Raw genomic sequence first — 16,091 nt, forward strand, 5'->3', positions numbered from 1 at the left:
ACAGACCGCCTCGATCACTTTGATACGTTCGAGTTCGTGCATAGTCGCCGTGATGAAACCACGCTCGTTCATGGTGAGCCCCTGGAAGACGCGCCATCGCCAGCGTGCGCCTTACAGGGCAAAACCGGACATTTCTAATGAGCCCAAACCCGACATTACTTATATGGTCGCCTCCCTTTTGCAAGGCAATTGCGCGTGACGAGAAGGGTGGTTGCGGACTTATATCCGGACTCGATCGCGGGCGTGCCCGCCGGCCCCGATGGATTTCGCCGCAAAGGTCCTAATCTAAAAAGCGGACTCGAGGTCCGAGTAATGTCTCAGGCTTGCCTTTGCGCGGTCCAACCTGTCTTGCCATCGTTCAATTTACCTGTGCAACCGTGGATAGGTTTTTAAGTTGCGTAGCTTGCTTACGGTGTTGGCGAGGCTTGATATGTTCGTCCGTACGCAAGCAGCGCCCAGATCGTACGGGCCATCTTGTTGGCGAGAGCGACAGCAACGACGTTCGTTGGACGCCGGGTCAACAGCAGGCGCAATCGTTCCGGCAAGTGCGTTGAGCTTGAGATCACCGATCGAGCACCATGAATCAGCAGTGTTCGCAAATAGACGTCACCGCGTTTGCTGATACCTCCAAGCTTGGTCTGGCCTCCGGAGCTATTCTGTCGGGGCACCAGACCAAGATAGGCCGCGAACTCGCGCCCGGAGCGGAACGACTTCGCCTGTCCGATCACCGAAACCGCAGCGGTCGCGGTAAGAACGCCAACGCCAGGAATCTCGGAGATGCGGCGACAAGCTTCGTCGTTGCGTCGCCATTCCTGAATGCGACGTTCGAGCAGTTCGATCTGCTCGTCGAGCGTACGAAGTCGCGAGAGTTGATCTTGCAGACTGTCCGTCAGCATGACGGGGAACTGGTCATCAATTGACGTCAGGGCCGCTTTCGCCGCCTCAATCGATGGGCGACGGCCTTGCGGCAGTACGACGCCGAATTCGTAGAGCAATCCACGAAGCTGATTGATCTGCATGACGCGAATTCGCACTAGTTGCTGACGGATCCGGTGCAGCGCGAGCATGGCCTGTTGATCTTCGGTCTTGACTGCGACGAACCGCATGCCAGGGCGCTGGGCGGCCTCCCAGATTGCTGCAGCATCAGCCGCGTCGTTTTTGTTCGACTTCACAAACGGCCGCACGAATTGGGCCGCTATCAGCCGCACGTCGTGGCCGAGTCGTGCCAGAGTTCTGGCCCAATGATGAGCGCTGCCGCAAGCTTCCATGACAACTCGGCATGCCGGTCGATTCGCAAAGAACGGTACGAGCTGTGCACGTTTGAGCGCCTTGCTGTGAATTGCGCCGGTCTCAGGATCGACGTAGTGAATCTGGAAGACGCGCTTGGCCAGATCGATGGCGACAGTCAAGGATTCCATCTGATTCTCCTTTGCGGCGGACATGCCGAACCAGCAATGTCGCACGCCCCGGTCAACGGAGCTGCGGCGACGGATGACCGTGATGGCGGGAGGCGACCATTCCATCTAAAAAGCCGTAACAAATTTAAATGCGATAAGTTAGGTTATGTCAAATATTTGATTTCGGGGAGTCTCGTTGGAGAAGATGACGCTGCCCACCAATGGCACGCTAGCGACTACTGCAAGGTGGCGTTTTGGTCGGCCCATTGGCCGCTATCAGGCGGTACTGACCTGCGCGCATACGTGTGCGCCTGAACCGAAAGGCGGTAGGCGGTTCGCTGATATGGAAGTTCGATCAAGATGCGGTGCAGTGGAGCTTGACGGATGGCCCGACCAGCACAGGAGGACCGTCACGTCCTCCCCCAGCGATCACATGTGCCGTCGATCGAGTTAAAGAAAGGCTCTCCCGAATTCCGCCTGACAACATAGGTCGCCCCTTCCGGAACCGCGCCGAGAGGCAGTCGCGAGCCCGCGTCGTGGCAGCCTGTACGACCGAAGCCGAATATAGAGAAAGTGGATGGACATGGGGTACCGTCTGCAACGCAGCAGCATAAGCGCGCGTGCCATTCGGCTGGACGCGAGACCGGACTATATGGTTGACTTCAATTCGCGTGGATTCTTCAATGGATGCCGCAGTGATGGCAACGCCGCCTCAATCCGTCGCCCTGGTTGTTCTATCGGGCGAATGACAGTTCGAGAAAGGCACGACCCAGCCGCCCTGTCGCATCGTGCCTTCGACAAATGCGTCTTTGGAAAAGCGAACTTTGAAAATTGTCCCATCGGGCCTGGTTTCCGTTCCCTGCCCTTCAGCCTTGCCGTCGACGACCTGTCCGATGTAGCGCGTACCGTCCGTTCGCAGAATTTCCGCGGACAGGCAAGGCGTCGCCACGCAAGCGAAAGCGAAAGCGAAAAAGATCCTGTCGAATCGGAACCAGACGCGCACTGTCTGTCACCCCGGATATTCGCTCAACCAACACAACGCACTTGGTCCTGCAAGTGCGACTCATAGATCGGTCGAAAGGCCGTCCGATTGACGCGCGGCGTGCCCCGACGGCACGAGGCTCACACCCGTCACAAAAAACGCATGGAGACTGTGGGCGAACCGATTGAGCTTGCGCACGGTCGACTTATTTGCACTGTTCAACGCGTTATAACCAAGGACCGCGGGGATGGCCACGCACAGTCCGAATGCGGTCATGATCAACGCCTCACCCACCGGACCCGCTACTTGATCAATCGACGCCTGCCCGCTTGCGCCGATCGTCAGCATCGCATGGTATATCCCCCATACCGTCCCGAACAACCCTACGAAAGGAGAGGTGCTTCCGATCGACGCAAGCACGGCAAGCCCGCTTTGCAGGTGCGCGATGCAATCGTCCATGGTGGCGCGCAGATTTCGAGTGATCCAGTCGGATACATCAAGCCGGTCGTGAAGATGCGTTTGTGTAAGCTGGTGGTGATCGGCCGCATCCAGTCCTGACAGGGCCAGTGCCAGAAACGGATTGGCACCCACGGACGGAGTCGCCGTCGCAAGCCTCGCCACACCCTCACTGAAGTCGTTGGCGTCCCAGAATGTGCGCTCGGCGTGGCACATCAGGCGCTTCAACCGCAGCACATTCATGTACTTGACCGCGATCACCGTCCAGGAGGTGACGGACATTAGCAACAACACCACGAGAATTCCGCGTGTAATGAAGTCGCCCTGCGCCCATACATGGGCCATGCCGTAAGTTTGCATAGCGCGTCAGGATTGACGAAACGATGCCCTGCGCAGGTGTTACTCGGCCATGGCGCCAGGAGTCTTCACCGCACAGTTCGCTTTGACCTTTTCGCCGTCGCTGAACACGAAGGTGAATGGGAGGCTCGAACCCGGTTTGAGGGCGTGTTTGGGCTGCTCCAACATCAGGTGATAGCTTCCGGGCGTAAACGCCAGCGTGCCACCCGCCGGCACCGACACCTGATCGACCATCACCATTTTTGACGTATCGCCGCTTTTCTCCGTCCGATGCAGCATCGCCATGCCGAACGCGTCGGTTTCGACGCCAGTCAGGTCGATGGGCTTCGCGCTCATATTCATCGCCTTGAAGTAACCACCGGATGGAACGTTGCCCGGCAACGGCCGGATCCAGCAATCGGACACCATCATCGACGAAGATGCGGCCCCCGCATGCATTGCGCATGTACCGAGCAACGCGGCCAAGGACCATTTGATGGATGCTTTCATCGCGCCTCCTTTATTGATTGTTGGGCACCGAATCGAGAAGTTGGATCGGACAATTCGCGCAGTGTAGCACTCGACTTTTACGCCTCGCAGCGGCGCTGTCAGCGCTTTACCGTAGAATCTGGCCGGAGAGGGACGCCTCTTTCAATGTGCGGTTTTCATCGATTCACCCACTACGCTCGTTGTATGGAATTTCGAACCTGCGTTCTGTTCACCCTCTTGCTCGCCATTGCCGAGATTGGCTGGTGTCTGCTTGACGCGCCCGATCCGGTGGAAGCGGCACTGGCGAACGCGTATTGCTCGCCCGCACCATACGTCCATCATCACCACACCCACTGACGGCAATTGCACGCCGAATTGACCAAAACGCGCCGAAACTGGCCGCGTCGGTATGCACGCTCGCCCACGGCTTGCTGATCGCCGGTCGCGTCACGCTTTGCGATTGCTCATTGCGCTGTCAGACGCCAACTGCTCAGCCTTCTTCCTGAATCCTGAAAGCAACTGGATCATGTCGGCTTTGACTTTCGCGGGCGCCGTCTTCATCGAGCCTGCGTTAAACGGCGGATGAGGGTCGTATTCGCTCACGAGCTGGGTACATTCGGCGTAAAAACGACTGCGGAGCTCGGCCACCATCGTCAGACCAAAGTCGAGCCCGGCGGTTACACCCGCGCCTGTGATCCGGTTACGGTCGCGCACCACGCGCGCACTCGATGGGATCGCGCCGAATCCAGTGAGTGCATCCCGACATGACCAGTGCGAAGTCGCCTTGTAGCCCTTCAGCAATCCGGCAGCGCCCAGAATCAGCGATCCTGAGCAGACGCTGGTGACGTATTTCGCGCGGCTACCGCGGTCGGACATGAACGCGAGCGTGTCGTGGTCCTTGGCCGCAGCCAGCGTGCCATCGGTGCCGCCCGGCGTAAAGATCAAGGTGAGGTCGCGAGGACAAGTGTCGAACGTCGCCGTTGGCACGATAATGACGCCTGCATCGCTTGTGACTGGCTCCATGGTCTTCGCAACCAGATGAATCTTCGCGCCCATCAGCGAACCGAACATGGACTGCGGCCCGATCAGATCCATCACGGTCATGCCTGGGTACATCAGCATGGCAATCTCCTCGTCGCCTTCCCAATGCACCGTGCTATCGGGCATGTACATGTGAGCATCCGGGTGATCCGCGTGACCCGCATGATCCATGTCATGCGCGCTCGCGTTGGCGGCACCGACGGTCAAAGGAGCAAGGAGCGCAGCGAGCAGGAGATTTCGGCGGGCGGTATCGATCATATTTGTGCTTTCAGTGTGAGATAGACGGAGCGCGGCTGGATCGGCATCACAACCGGAAAGGAAAGGTATTCATAGGGCGCGTAGGCTCGGCGATTGGTCAGGTTCACGCCGGACAGCCCGATCGTGTAACGGTCGAACATGTACGCGACCTGCGCATCGACGACCGCGTATCCCGGCACCGAAATGGTGTTGGGTAAGGTGACCTCGCGCGAGCCTAAGGCTGTGATGCCCGCGCCGAACGACAGCCCCGCGGCCGGCCCATTCAACAGTCGGTAGCGGAAGGCAAAGCGGCCGCTGTTTTTGGGTACGCGCGCCAGCGTGTCGCCGACCGAAATGGCGTTGTCTTCTGTGACCTTCGCGCGGGTGTACGCGTAGTTAGCCAGAAGCGATAAGGCCGGCGCAGGTTCCCAGACCAGATCCGTTTCGATACCACGCGCACGTTGCTGGCCGGCCTGAATCGAAAAGAGCGGATTATTGGGATCGGGCGTGGCGACGTTATTGCGCGTCTGCTCGAACAGCGCGATCGTGCCGGACAAGCCGATGTCCTTCAGCGCGAGCTTGATACCCGCCTCGATATTGCGCGACGTCTCGGGCTTTGGAGCCTGCGCACCGATGAACCCGAACGCCGCGCGAAACGCCGTGGCATACGCGGCATAAGCGGCAACACCGGGCGCAAGATCGAACGTGGCGCCGACTCTGGGCGACACGCGGTGGTAAGTGTCGTTGGTGCTTTGCTCGGTTTCTTTGAACACGAGCCGCGTGTAGCGCAGCGAACCGGTCAGATGGAAGCGGCCGTAGGTCGCCTGATCCTGCACGTAAGCCGCTATCGTCTGATACTGATCATTCTGAGTGAGGCTAAGCGGCGCTAGTGAACCATATCCGAGGTTGTAATTCGGCTGCGCCAGATCGAGCGAGCCGACAGGGACGCCCTCGAAGCCCATGTCGGAGGAAAAACTGGTGTGGTCGTAGTCGACGCCCGCCATCAGTTCATGGCGTCCACCCAACGCATTGACCTTTGCCGACACGTTCGCATCGAACGTTGCCTCCCTGGTGGTGGTCAGCATGTTGAGCGGCAGGATCGGATAGGTAGTGGGCGTCGCGGGATCGGGCGGATACATGCCCGGATACACGAAGCTGCCGTACTCGGGGATCCTGCTGTTGAAGTAGCGGCCACTGACGGTCAGCCGCATGCTTTCGTTGAAATCGTGCTGTAGCTGGACGGTTGCCAACTGATTGTCGATCGTGGTGCGAGGCTGCCCGATGGTCGTCCCCGGAAACGCGTGGCGGTCAAGATCGCCCGCCAGCGCCTGCGCAGCCGGCAATCCCGAATATTCAACTTGGCTGCTGTGATTGACTTCCGCCTGCAGCAGCAGAACGGTGTTCGGATCGAGCTTGAACGACACGCTGGGTTTCACCGACCACCGCTCGCCCTTCACCTGATCGATCCAGCTGCCGTTGCTCTGATACTCCGCCGCGATTCGACCGTTGATCGAGGACGTCAGCGGCCCGGTCAGGTCGAAGTACGGGTTGACCGTTCCATAGCTGCCGGTGCGCATCGCCACGTAGCCGCCCGCCTTGCTGTCCGGCAACTCGGACTGGAGGTTGATCAGACCGCCCAGCGGCGAACCCAGGCCGCCACCGTAGAGTGTCGAACTCGGTCCCTTGAGCACGTCGATCTGCTCGATGCCAACCAGACTCGTCGGGCTGTTGGCCGCATTCATGCCATACATCGGCAGACCATCCCGATAGATCTCCGCAGGAAAGCCTCGCACGATCGGCGCCACGAAGAGGTTTTCTTCCGGCTGGCTGGGTATAACGCCAGAGACATTCACCAGCGCATCGGCGAGCGTGTGGGCGTCCTGCTCTTCAAGCAGTGTGTGCGTGAGCACCTGGACCGATTGAGGCACTTCGATCAGAGGCGTAGCGGTGCGCGTTGCAGCCGTGGTGTCCGTCGCCGTGTAGGGCGTGGTGAATGGATATCGCTTCGCCTTGACGACCACAGAAGGCAAAGTCGATATGTCGGCAACGTCGCTTTCCTGCGCTTTGTTTGCGTTGGCATCTGCTTGCTGCGCATGCAGCGGCGCAGCGAACGCCGCGATCGATGCGGCAGCCACCAAGGTCAATCTGTTCATGATTGTGATATCGGTTGAACGTGCTTACTCGAGTGACGAAATGGCCTGCGTCGCCCTTTCTTTCTGGTCAAAGAAAATCGCGTGTCGATGGAAACTCGGTCATTCTTATCTATCGTTTGAATGGCCTCCCCCCGCGATCAGGCATGGCGGTTCGTCTACATTCGGCCGCTCCGCGCACCGAACAGATCAAATTTCCGAACGCGTTTGGGATCGAGCGCGCGCTCCGACTGCTCCAGTTTTTCGATCAGCGCACGCGCCGTCGAAGCCGGAATGCCGGCGTCACGCAGTTGCCGCATGTCCTTCATGGAGTCTCCGCCGCAAGCGGCGATCGTCCACGCGCCATTTTTCTTCCTCAGCAAGGCACGTCCGCCCATCTCGCCCTGAATCCAGTCGGCGATTGCTACGTGCTGCTCGACTGCGACAGGCGCAACCTCGAGCTTTTGCTGTGGTCGATCGTAGTTGCGGGAAAGCAAAGCGCGAATCTGTTGCACGTCATCCTCCGACGCCTGCGCGATATGCGTGCAAAACATTGCTTGCACCAACACTGCGGCGAGCATCGTTTGACGGGCCGAGTTCCGGCGCGGAACAGGGTTGATCGTGTGGCGCATCATGTGCGCCTCGCAACGACTGCCGTGTTTCCGTGATGCGAACACGCGCATGGCTTGAGAATCGTGACGGACGGTGCAGGATCGGCCCAACCCGGAGACGCGGTGATCGCGGCTATCCAGATGACCCACAACACGACTGCAATCAAGGCACCGATATTCAGATGCGTCGTTAAGCGCATCATTTGCTCCATGACCCGCATGGATATCTCCCGGAGACGAACGAGCAAACGCCTGCCCGGTCGGGCAAACGCAGAACGTTCGAATGTTTTTCACTTGCTTCGCGTTCGCAAGTCGAGAAACCATGCGCGGGCACTACGCGCAGGACTTATCCAGCGATGCGACGCTCGGAATGTCTCTCGACTGTGGTGAACGGTGGCACGAAAGCGTGCGCCGGACGAAACGGGCGCCGAAATCGGTCAGGAAAAAACGGGAGGACCGCGAGGGCGTCCCGAAGGGAACGCGCCGGAGGGAATGAAGCGTACTGACAGGATTAGGACCGCACTGGCAATCGCGAGGATGACCGGCATATCCACGCGCGGCGGAGCTGAGGGCATGGCCGCATGCGTAGTCAGCAAGTCACAGTAGGCACATGCGCTTAACATGTTTTCCGACTGGCGCGCCTGATGTGATTGATGATCCGACGAACACAGCACAGCGGCAGGTTGTTGCGCCTGATGTGCTTGAACCATTTGACTGACGAGCGGCACGAGCGTGATCAGGCACATCGCAATGATGCCAAGCCAAGCGCTTAGTCTTCGATGTGCATGAATAGTCATGTGGATGCCCGTTTAGCGCGTGCAGTGTAACATTCGTTCGCCTTTTCAGACGACTCAAATACCGAGTTTTCGCACCCTCTCTGCCACGTTCCGAACGCTTGAGTCACGTCGTTTCAAAATGAACCAGACAGTACGCCATCGCTCGAATGCAATGGTTGGACTGGACGCACACCGCCCTATTTCTTTTTGTAAAGGAAAGTAAAGAAAGGCATAATTCGGGCATCTTATCTTCTTGGAATGTGAACGTGTTGCGTCGCCGCCTCTATCAGCGAACGGGATGGTTGTTGGCATGGTTCGCCATGCTGCTGATCACGTTCGCCCCGGCAGTCTCGCAACTCATCGCAGCACGCGCGCATCCGGTCGAGCTCACCGCCGAGTTGTGCTCGGTGCATGTATCTCAAGCCTCGACCCATCAGCACTCGACTTCCTCGGCCGACAGTCATTTCGATGGCCAGGCTTGCGGCTATTGCCAATTCTTCACTCACGCACCCGGCATAGCGAATGCACTGTCCGCTGCGTCGCCGCAGCGCACGTCTTATGGCACGTACGTCGTTGTCACCGCGCGTGCAGACACGAGCGTTGCGCGGTTCAGTCAGGCCCAGCCACGCGCGCCACCCGCTTCAATCTGATTTCCTTTCCTGAGTCGCTGCCCGCTCATGAAGCGTGGCACCGCTTTGTCTGCGCGAACACCATGCGTTGAATTGAACGATGGTGAGCTTCGCCCTGCGCTCTCGCATCCAAGACCGCCCTTGCCGTTCCTTGACAGGACCGGTGGGCGTCGTGCTGCCAATCACTTATGATCCGAACCATCACTTTTGTTTCGACGGTATCCGTCGCGGTAGGTCCTTCTCTCGTTCACGCCCAGACAAACAATGATCCATCCAGCACGAGCCTGCCCGCGATATCCGTCAGCGCACCCAGACAGAACGAGCTCGAACGGCCTCTGAACACCGGCACGCGCCTCGGTCTCACTTCGATGGAAACACCGGCCAGCGTCGAGCAGATCGATCGCCGGCAGCTCGACGAACGCGGCGACGAAACCATTCTCGATGCCGTGAGCCGCGCAACCGGCATCAGCGAATCGCCGCATCCGGGCAACGGTGGCGCGGAGTTGTCGGCGCGAGGATTTGTCGGCACGTCCTCGGTGACGCAGCTCTACGATGGGGTGCGACCTTACGGCGCAATCGGCGTGACCTATCCGTTCGATACCTGGGCCATCGATCACATCGACGTGCTGCGCGGTCCTGCTTCAGTGATCTATGGCGAAGGCGCGATCGGAGGTATCGTCAACGTGGTGCCGAAGAAACCGACCCGCACGCCGATCGAGAGCGAAATCCGGCTCGGCATTGGCACCGAACGCACGGCGCGGCTCGCCTTCGGCAGCGGCGGCGCCATCAATGACAAACTGTCGTATCGATTCGATATCAGTGGCAACCGCTCCGCGAACTGGGTCGATTCCGGCAACTCGCGCGATCTATCCGTGTCTGGCGCGCTGCGTTACGACATCACGCCCGAGCTGAACGTCACGGCCTCGTATGCGCAGGGTTATCAGCATCCGATGGAATATTTCGGCATTCCGCTGGTCAATGGCGCCTTCGACCGCTCGCTGGTGAAGAAGAACTACAACGTGAGCGACAGCCTGATTTCCTATCGCGATAGCTGGGCCACGTTCGCCGCGACATGGCAGCCAAGCGACAACCTGAGCGTGACGAGCACGCTGTATCGCATGAAAAGCAATCGGCATTGGAAGGATGCCGAGTATTACAGCTATATTCCGTCGTCGGGTTTGATCGAGCGCAGCAGTTACACGGAGATCTTTCATGATCAGGAGCAGATCGGCAATGTCACCTATGCCACGCTCGAAAGCGGTTTGTTCGGCATGCGCAATACCGCATCTGCGGGCGTCGAATTCAACCACACGACGTTCCAGCACGACAACAACTCGCCCTATGGTGGCGAGTCTTTCGTCGATCCGTACAACTTCGATCCGGGCCTGTTCATCAACCAGGCCGGTACGCTGCCGAAATACCGCACGCAGGCGAATCAGTACGCGTTCTTTGCCGAGGACCGACTGGCCATCACCCCGCGCTGGTCGATCGTCGGCGGTCTGCGCTACGACCATGCGAGTGTGAATCGCGACGATCTGATCAACGGCGGCGCTTTCACCAAGGTATTTCCGAACACCAGCTGGCGCATCGGCAGCGTGTATGACATCACACCGACGCTTGCGGTGTACGGCCAATATTCAGTCGCCGCCGACCCGCTCAGTTCGTTGCTGATGCTTAACGCGTCCAAAGCGAATTTCACCCTGGCGACGGGCAGGCAGATCGAAGTTGGCATCAAGCAGTCGTTCCTGAATGGCAAGGCCGACTGGACGCTGGCGGCGTACCGCATCGTCAAAAACAATCTGGTGACGGCAGATCCTTTGAATCCGAACAATTCGATCCAGGTCGGCCAGCAGTCTTCGCGCGGCATCGAGGCCACGCTCGGTGCCGAGGTCGCGCGCGACTGGCGCATCGACGCGAATGTGTCGATCCTGCGAGCCAAGTACGACGATTTCGATGAAAGCACCGGCAGCGGTGTCGTCTCGCGTGCGGGCAATGTGCCGGTGTCCGCGCCGCAGCGACTCGCCAATCTCTGGGTAAGCTGGCGCTTTCTTCAAGAGTGGACCGGCATTGCCGGATTGAAGTACGTCGGCAAGCGTTATGCGGATACGGCCAACCAGATCGAGATGCCGTCGTACACGACCGTCGATCTGGCGCTCGCATGGAAGCCACGCAAAAACACGACGGTCACGGCGCGCGCCTATAACGTGTTCAATCGCCATTACGTGCAGAGCGCTTATTACGATGAAACGCAGTTTTTGCTCGGCAACGATCGGCGGCTGGAGTTGCTGGTGAATTACCGCTTCTAGTGCTTTTTTCAGGGGCTTCGAGGGCGCGTCACCGGACGCCACCCGTTTCACCGGTAAAAAATTGCGTCTCGCCTGAGTTCAGCGCACGATATTCTCGCGCGGGCCCCTTCCTTCAATTTTGGCGCTCGCGTCCGCTCTCTACGATTGAGTCTTGTCACTTATCACACGAGACTCGCCATGCGCCATCGACTGCCCGTATCCGCGCTCCTGAGCGCCGCACTTCTCACCGCCACCGCGTCCGCGCATGCCGATGTCGCCGTCAAAATTGGTCAGGTTTCGCCGCTCACAGGCGAACTGGCGCACATCGGCAAGGACGACGAAAACGGCGTGCGCCTCGCTATCGAAGATCTGAACGCGAAGAAGATTCAGATCGGCGGTCAGCCCGTCACCTTCGTGCTCGATTCACAAGACGACGCCGCCGATCCGAAAACCGCTGTGACCGTCGCGCAGAAGCTCGTCGACGATCGCGTGTCCGGCGTGGTCGGTCATGCCAACTCCGGCACGTCAATTCCGGCCTCGCGCATCTACGCCGACGCCGGCATTCCGATGATCACCGAATCCGCCACCAATCCCAAACTGACGGCGCAAGGCTTCCAGTCGGTATTTCGCATGGTTGCGAACGACGTGCGGCAAGGCACGGTGATCGGCACGTATCTGGTCCGCGATCTGCACGTAAGCAAGGTCGCGATCGTCGATGATCGCACCGCCTACGGACAAGGTCTCGCGGATGAGGTCGAGAAGGCAGTCAAGGCCGCGGGCGGCACGGTGGTGGCGCGCGAATACGGCACCGATAAGACCACCAACTGGATGAGCGTGCTGACCACCATCAAGAGCGCGGTGCCGGGCGGTATTGTGTTCACGGGTGGCGATACGCAGGCGGCGGCGTTCGCGCAACAGGCGCAGAAGCTCGGCATCAAAGCCAGGCTGATCGCGGGCGACGAAGCCTGCACGCCACAGTTCATCACGCTCGCGGGCGCGGCGATGAACACCGAAAAATACTGCACGCTCGCCGGCGTGCCGCGCTCGCAGATGCCCGGCGGCGAGACTTTTTTCAAGCGTTATCAGGAGCGATTCGGCGCGCCCGTGCAACTCTATGCGCCCTATGCGTACGATGCCGTGATGGCCATGGCCACCGCGATGCAGGCCGCCGGATCGACCGATCCGCACGTCTATCTGCCGAAGCTGCGCGAACTCTCGATGAACGGCGTCACCGGCGTAATCCGCTTCGACGACAAAGGCGATATGCGCAACGGCGCCATCACCGTGCGCCAATACGGCAACGGCGCGTGGAACGATCTGACCGTGGTGCGTTGAGCTTTTATTCGTCGATCAGCACCGGCACGCCCAGTCCGACCTTCACGCGGCTCATGCTCACCAGCGTCTTGAAGCGCTTGACGTTGTTGTTGGAAAAGAAGAGCTGCCGCGTGAGTTCCGTGTATTGATCCATATTCTGCATGGTCAGCACCAGCACGAAGTCCCACTCGCCCGCCACGTAATAACACTGCTGGATATGCGGACATTGCGCGAAGGTGCGCTTCATTGCATCGAGCAGATCAATCTGTTCGCTTTCAACTTCGACCATGGTCACGATGGTCAGCGCACAGCCCACTTTCTCCGGTGCGACGATGGCCGCGTAATGTTCGATCACGCCTTCGTCGGACAAGCGCCGCAGACGGCGGTTGACGGCGGCGGTGGAGAGATTGACGCGCGCGCCCAGTTCGTTTTGCGGAGTGTGCGCGTCCTGCTGGACCTCCATGAGCAGCTTGCGATCGAAAATGTCGAGCGACACGGACATGACAGCACTCCCCTTGCGAACGAAATTTTTTTGCGCGGATAGCAGTAATTTTCGAACCGGCTTGATGGTCCGCATGAATATTATTTGGCAATGCCGCTTCGAGCGTCAACTCGTCAATTTCCCGGAGCACCCCGCAGATGTTGATTAACAACCCTCGCGCCCAACGAAGCGAATACGCATTGCGCGACATTCTGAGCATCGCGCAGGCCGATGAAAGCCGCGCATGGCTTTCGACATGGCCGCGTCTCAATCCCGCGCCGACGCCGCTTTACAGCCTTGCGCATGCAGCGGCGCATTTCGGTATCGCTTCGCTGCATGTGAAGGACGAATCGCAGCGCTCCGCGCTTGGCAGCTTCAAGGCGCTCGGTGCGCCGGTCGCGCTGCTGCGGCTCGTCACGCGTCTGTGGCACACGCACCGTCTCGATCCGCGCGCGTTGTTCGAAGGACAACATGCGTCGCTGCTCGCGCATCTCACCGTCATCAGCGCGACCGATGGCAATCACGGCAAGGCGCTCGCTGCGGCCGCGCGTTCGCTAGGCTGCCAATGCGTGATCGTGCTGCATGCCCAGGTGAGCGCCGAGCGCGAATGGGCTATCGCCAGTGAAGGCGCGCGCATCATGCGTATCGACGGGAATTACGATGCCTCGGTCGCCGAGGCCGCGCGTCTCGCGCATGTCAACGGCTGGCATGTGGTGTCGGATACGTCATACGATGGCTATACCGAGATTCCGCGCGATGTGATGCAGGGCTACGGCACCATTCCCGCCGAGATCATCGAACAGACCGCCAGTGCGCGCGATACACCCGCATTCACGCATGTGCTGCTGCAAGGCGGCGTCGGCGGGCTCGCTGCCGGTGTGGCGAGTTACTTCTGCGAATGGCACGGCGCGCGGCGGCCGCATTTCATCGTGGTCGAGCCGCATCAGGCGGACTGTCTCTATCAAAGCGCGCTGGCAGGGCACGCCGCACACGCAACCGGTTCGGTCGATTCGATCATGGCCGGTCTCGCATGCGGCGCAGCATCGCCGCTGGCGTGGCGCGTGCTGGAGCCGTGCATCGATACCTTCATGACCATCAGCGACGACGAAGCCATCGCTGCCATGCGCGTGCTCTCCGATCCCAGCACGAACGATGTCCCGATCGTCGCGGGCGAATCGGGCGCGGCGGGTTTCGCGGGACTGGCGGCACTGATGCGCGAGCGCTCGCTGGCCGCACTCGCCGGACTCAATTCGCAATCGCGCGTGCTGGTCATCAACACCGAAGGCGCGACCGCACCCGCGTTGTACGAAGAGCTCACCGGCCAGCACCCCGAAGACGTGCTCGCGCGTCAGCGCACGATCAGCCATCTTGCCTGAGGAGAATCACATGGAAACCACACTTCAGGCGCGCTTGCAGGACTGGCGCAGACAGTTGCACCGCTATCCGGAGACGGGATTCGAGGAGCACCGCACGTCGGACTTCGCTGCGTCCATTCTCGGCGCGCTTGGTTACGAAGTGGCGCGCGGTATCGGCGGAACGGGGCTGGTGGCCAGTCTTCGCGCGGGTAACGGCATGCGTGCCGTGGGCCTGCGCGCCGATATGGATGCGCTTGCCATCAGCGAGCACGCGCCCGCCCGCGCGCATATCTCGCTCACGCCGGGCAAGATGCACGCCTGCGGCCACGACGGTCACATGGCGATGCTGCTCGGCGCGGCGCGTCAACTGGCCGAACAACGCGATTTCGACGGCACCGTGCGCTTCATCTTCCAGCCTGCCGAAGAACACGGCCGCGGCGCAAAAGCGATGATGGCCGACGGCCTGTTCGAGCGCTTTCCCGTCGATGCCATTTTTGGCGCGCACAACATGCCCGGCATGAAGGCCGGCACGTTCGCGACGCGCGGCGGTGGCATCATGGCGAGCGAGGATAATTTCGTCATCGGAATCGAGGCGCGCGGGACGCATGCGGCGCGGCCGCATATGGGTATCGATCCGATCGTGATTGGCGCGCAGATCGTGCTGGGATTGCAGACCATCGTGTCGCGCAATCTCGATCCGTCGCAATCGGCGGTCATCTCGTGCACCGAGTTTCTCACCGACGGACTGCGCAACGTGATCCCGTCGGCGGTCACCATCAAGGGCGACACGCGCAGCTACTCGCGCGACGTGCAGGCAATGCTCGAAACGCGCATGCGCGAAGTAAGCGAAGGCATCTGCCGCACGCACGGCGCGCAATGCAACTTCGAGTACACGCACGAGTTCGCGCCGACGGTCAATTCAATCGAGTGGGTCGAGACGGCGGCACGCGCGGCGGCCAACGTGGCGGGCATCGATTCCGTCGACACCAACGTCACGCCGATGATGATCTCCGAAGACTTCGGCGCGTTTCTGCAAGTGGTGCCGGGCAACTTCATCTTTATCGGCAATGGCGAAACGGGCGAGCCGCTGCACAACCCAGGCTACGACTTCAACGACGAGATACTCGAAACCGGCGCGCGCTATTTCGCGGCCGTCGCACGCCTGGCTCTGGCGCGCGACCCGAACGCTCAGGCATATTGACGATCGTCGTCGGCGAGTTGAAACAGGCAGTCACCGCGACGCACCTGCGCCTGCACCCGCCTGCATGCAATCTCTCCCTGACCGCCGAAATACACCGTCACCGGCTCACGAAGCGGCGTGTCGGGGAAATGAATGCGTGCAGCCGCCTGCCCCTTCGTCACCCGCTCGCCGAGTTCCGCAAGCGGCTCATAAAGACCATCGTCGTGCGCGTAGACATAGTGATGTGATCCCTCGACGCGGAGAAAGCGCGTCTCGGCGGGCGGTCCTTCCGGCACCAGTTCACCGCGCAATGCACCGACATGCGCCAGAAAGTTGAGGAAGCCCTGCCGCCCCTGATCGATGAGCCTCTTGCTCGACATCCCCGCTCCGCCC

General features: G+C 60.2%; 14 protein-coding genes and 1 pseudogene. 5 read left to right on the forward strand and 10 right to left on the reverse strand.

From position 1 onward, the window contains the following. Positions 1-407 precede the first annotated feature (407 nt). The 8 genes from QCE64_RS35215 to QCE64_RS35245 form a co-directional block, all read right to left on the reverse strand. Complete coding sequence (locus tag QCE64_RS35215; RefSeq protein ID WP_309927973.1) at positions 408-1,418, reverse strand: IS110 family transposase; 1,011 nt, start codon at positions 1,416-1,418, stop codon at positions 408-410. A 691-nt stretch (positions 1,419-2,109) separates the two neighbouring features. Next, a complete protein-coding gene (locus QCE64_RS38030; RefSeq protein WP_404987883.1) occupies positions 2,110-2,400 on the reverse strand; it encodes a hypothetical protein in 291 nt (96 codons plus the stop codon). Positions 2,401-2,460: 60 nt separating this feature from the next. After that, on the reverse strand, positions 2,461-3,195 hold the full coding sequence (locus QCE64_RS35220) for a MotA/TolQ/ExbB proton channel family protein (protein ID WP_310008870.1): 735 nt from the start codon (positions 3,193-3,195) through the stop codon (positions 2,461-2,463). A gap of 39 nt (positions 3,196-3,234) precedes the next feature. Then, entirely contained in the window at positions 3,235-3,681 is a 447-nt protein-coding gene (locus QCE64_RS35225; protein WP_309936010.1) for a copper chaperone PCu(A)C, read from the reverse strand. Positions 3,682-4,107: 426 nt separating this feature from the next. Beyond that, the gene (locus QCE64_RS35230; protein WP_310008872.1) at positions 4,108-4,959 is read right to left on the reverse strand and encodes a DJ-1/PfpI family protein; all 852 of its coding nucleotides are present in this window, start codon (positions 4,957-4,959) and stop codon (positions 4,108-4,110) included. Next, complete coding sequence (locus tag QCE64_RS35235) at positions 4,956-7,091, reverse strand: TonB-dependent siderophore receptor (protein WP_309936011.1); 2,136 nt, start codon at positions 7,089-7,091, stop codon at positions 4,956-4,958. The genes QCE64_RS35230 and QCE64_RS35235 overlap by 4 nt, the downstream gene beginning before the upstream one ends. A gap of 155 nt (positions 7,092-7,246) precedes the next feature. After that, positions 7,247-7,702, reverse strand: a complete 456-nt coding sequence (locus QCE64_RS35240; protein WP_310008874.1) for a copper uptake system-associated protein — start codon at positions 7,700-7,702, stop codon at positions 7,247-7,249. A 413-nt stretch (positions 7,703-8,115) separates the two neighbouring features. Continuing rightward, the gene (locus tag QCE64_RS35245; protein WP_309936013.1) at positions 8,116-8,475 is read right to left on the reverse strand and encodes a DUF2946 domain-containing protein; all 360 of its coding nucleotides are present in this window, start codon (positions 8,473-8,475) and stop codon (positions 8,116-8,118) included. 155 nt (positions 8,476-8,630) lie between these two features. Between QCE64_RS35245 and QCE64_RS35250 the strand changes: the two genes are divergently transcribed. The 3 genes from QCE64_RS35250 to QCE64_RS35260 all read left to right on the forward strand — a co-directional run bounded on the left by QCE64_RS35250 (position 8,631) and on the right by QCE64_RS35260 (position 12,703). Next, positions 8,631-9,104, forward strand: coding sequence for a DUF2946 domain-containing protein (locus QCE64_RS35250; protein WP_310008876.1), 474 nt, complete (start codon positions 8,631-8,633; stop codon positions 9,102-9,104). Between the two features lie 347 nt (positions 9,105-9,451). Next, on the forward strand, positions 9,452-11,389 hold the full coding sequence (locus QCE64_RS35255; protein ID WP_310008878.1) for a TonB-dependent receptor: 1,938 nt from the start codon (positions 9,452-9,454) through the stop codon (positions 11,387-11,389). Between the two features lie 177 nt (positions 11,390-11,566). Further along, entirely contained in the window at positions 11,567-12,703 is a 1,137-nt protein-coding gene (locus tag QCE64_RS35260; protein ID WP_309927887.1) for a branched-chain amino acid ABC transporter substrate-binding protein, read from the forward strand. A gap of 4 nt (positions 12,704-12,707) precedes the next feature. On the opposite strand, the gene QCE64_RS35265 is transcribed toward QCE64_RS35260, so the two are convergent. Then, positions 12,708-13,184, reverse strand: coding sequence for an Lrp/AsnC family transcriptional regulator (locus QCE64_RS35265; RefSeq protein WP_309927884.1), 477 nt, complete (start codon positions 13,182-13,184; stop codon positions 12,708-12,710). Positions 13,185-13,321: 137 nt separating this feature from the next. Between QCE64_RS35265 and QCE64_RS35270 the strand changes: the two genes are divergently transcribed. Continuing rightward, complete coding sequence (locus QCE64_RS35270) at positions 13,322-14,539, forward strand: diaminopropionate ammonia-lyase (protein WP_310008880.1); 1,218 nt, start codon at positions 13,322-13,324, stop codon at positions 14,537-14,539. A 10-nt stretch (positions 14,540-14,549) separates the two neighbouring features. Further along, positions 14,550-15,719, forward strand: coding sequence for a M20 aminoacylase family protein (locus QCE64_RS35275; protein ID WP_310008882.1), 1,170 nt, complete (start codon positions 14,550-14,552; stop codon positions 15,717-15,719). Here the strand turns inward: QCE64_RS35275 and QCE64_RS35280 are convergent. Further along, positions 15,707-16,090 (reverse strand): annotated as a pseudogene (locus QCE64_RS35280) (succinylglutamate desuccinylase/aspartoacylase family protein); the annotation flags it as partial. The gene QCE64_RS35275 and the pseudogene QCE64_RS35280 sit on opposite strands and share 13 nt — an antisense overlap. Position 16,091: the final 1 nt, after the last annotated feature.

The organism is Caballeronia sp. LZ043 (assembly GCF_031451075.1).
Classification (GTDB): Bacteria; Pseudomonadota; Gammaproteobacteria; order Burkholderiales; family Burkholderiaceae; genus Caballeronia.

Coding starts and splice junctions, on each gene's coding strand:
- QCE64_RS35275 (WP_310008882.1), top strand. CDS start 14,550: ATGGAAACCACACTTCAGGCGCGCTTGCAGGACTGGCGCAGACAGTTG.
- QCE64_RS35260 (WP_309927887.1), top strand. CDS start 11,567: ATGCGCCATCGACTGCCCGTATCCGCGCTCCTGAGCGCCGCACTTCTC.
- QCE64_RS35255 (WP_310008878.1), top strand. CDS start 9,452: ATGGAAACACCGGCCAGCGTCGAGCAGATCGATCGCCGGCAGCTCGAC.
- QCE64_RS35230 (WP_310008872.1), bottom strand. CDS start 4,959: ATGATCGATACCGCCCGCCGAAATCTCCTGCTCGCTGCGCTCCTTGCT.
- QCE64_RS35240 (WP_310008874.1), bottom strand. CDS start 7,702: ATGATGCGCCACACGATCAACCCTGTTCCGCGCCGGAACTCGGCCCGT.
- QCE64_RS35265 (WP_309927884.1), bottom strand. CDS start 13,184: ATGTCCGTGTCGCTCGACATTTTCGATCGCAAGCTGCTCATGGAGGTC.
- QCE64_RS35215 (WP_309927973.1), bottom strand. CDS start 1,418: ATGGAATCCTTGACTGTCGCCATCGATCTGGCCAAGCGCGTCTTCCAG.
- QCE64_RS35245 (WP_309936013.1), bottom strand. CDS start 8,475: ATGACTATTCATGCACATCGAAGACTAAGCGCTTGGCTTGGCATCATT.
- QCE64_RS35225 (WP_309936010.1), bottom strand. CDS start 3,681: ATGAAAGCATCCATCAAATGGTCCTTGGCCGCGTTGCTCGGTACATGC.
- QCE64_RS35220 (WP_310008870.1), bottom strand. CDS start 3,195: ATGCAAACTTACGGCATGGCCCATGTATGGGCGCAGGGCGACTTCATT.
- QCE64_RS35235 (WP_309936011.1), bottom strand. CDS start 7,091: ATGAACAGATTGACCTTGGTGGCTGCCGCATCGATCGCGGCGTTCGCT.
- QCE64_RS35270 (WP_310008880.1), top strand. CDS start 13,322: ATGTTGATTAACAACCCTCGCGCCCAACGAAGCGAATACGCATTGCGC.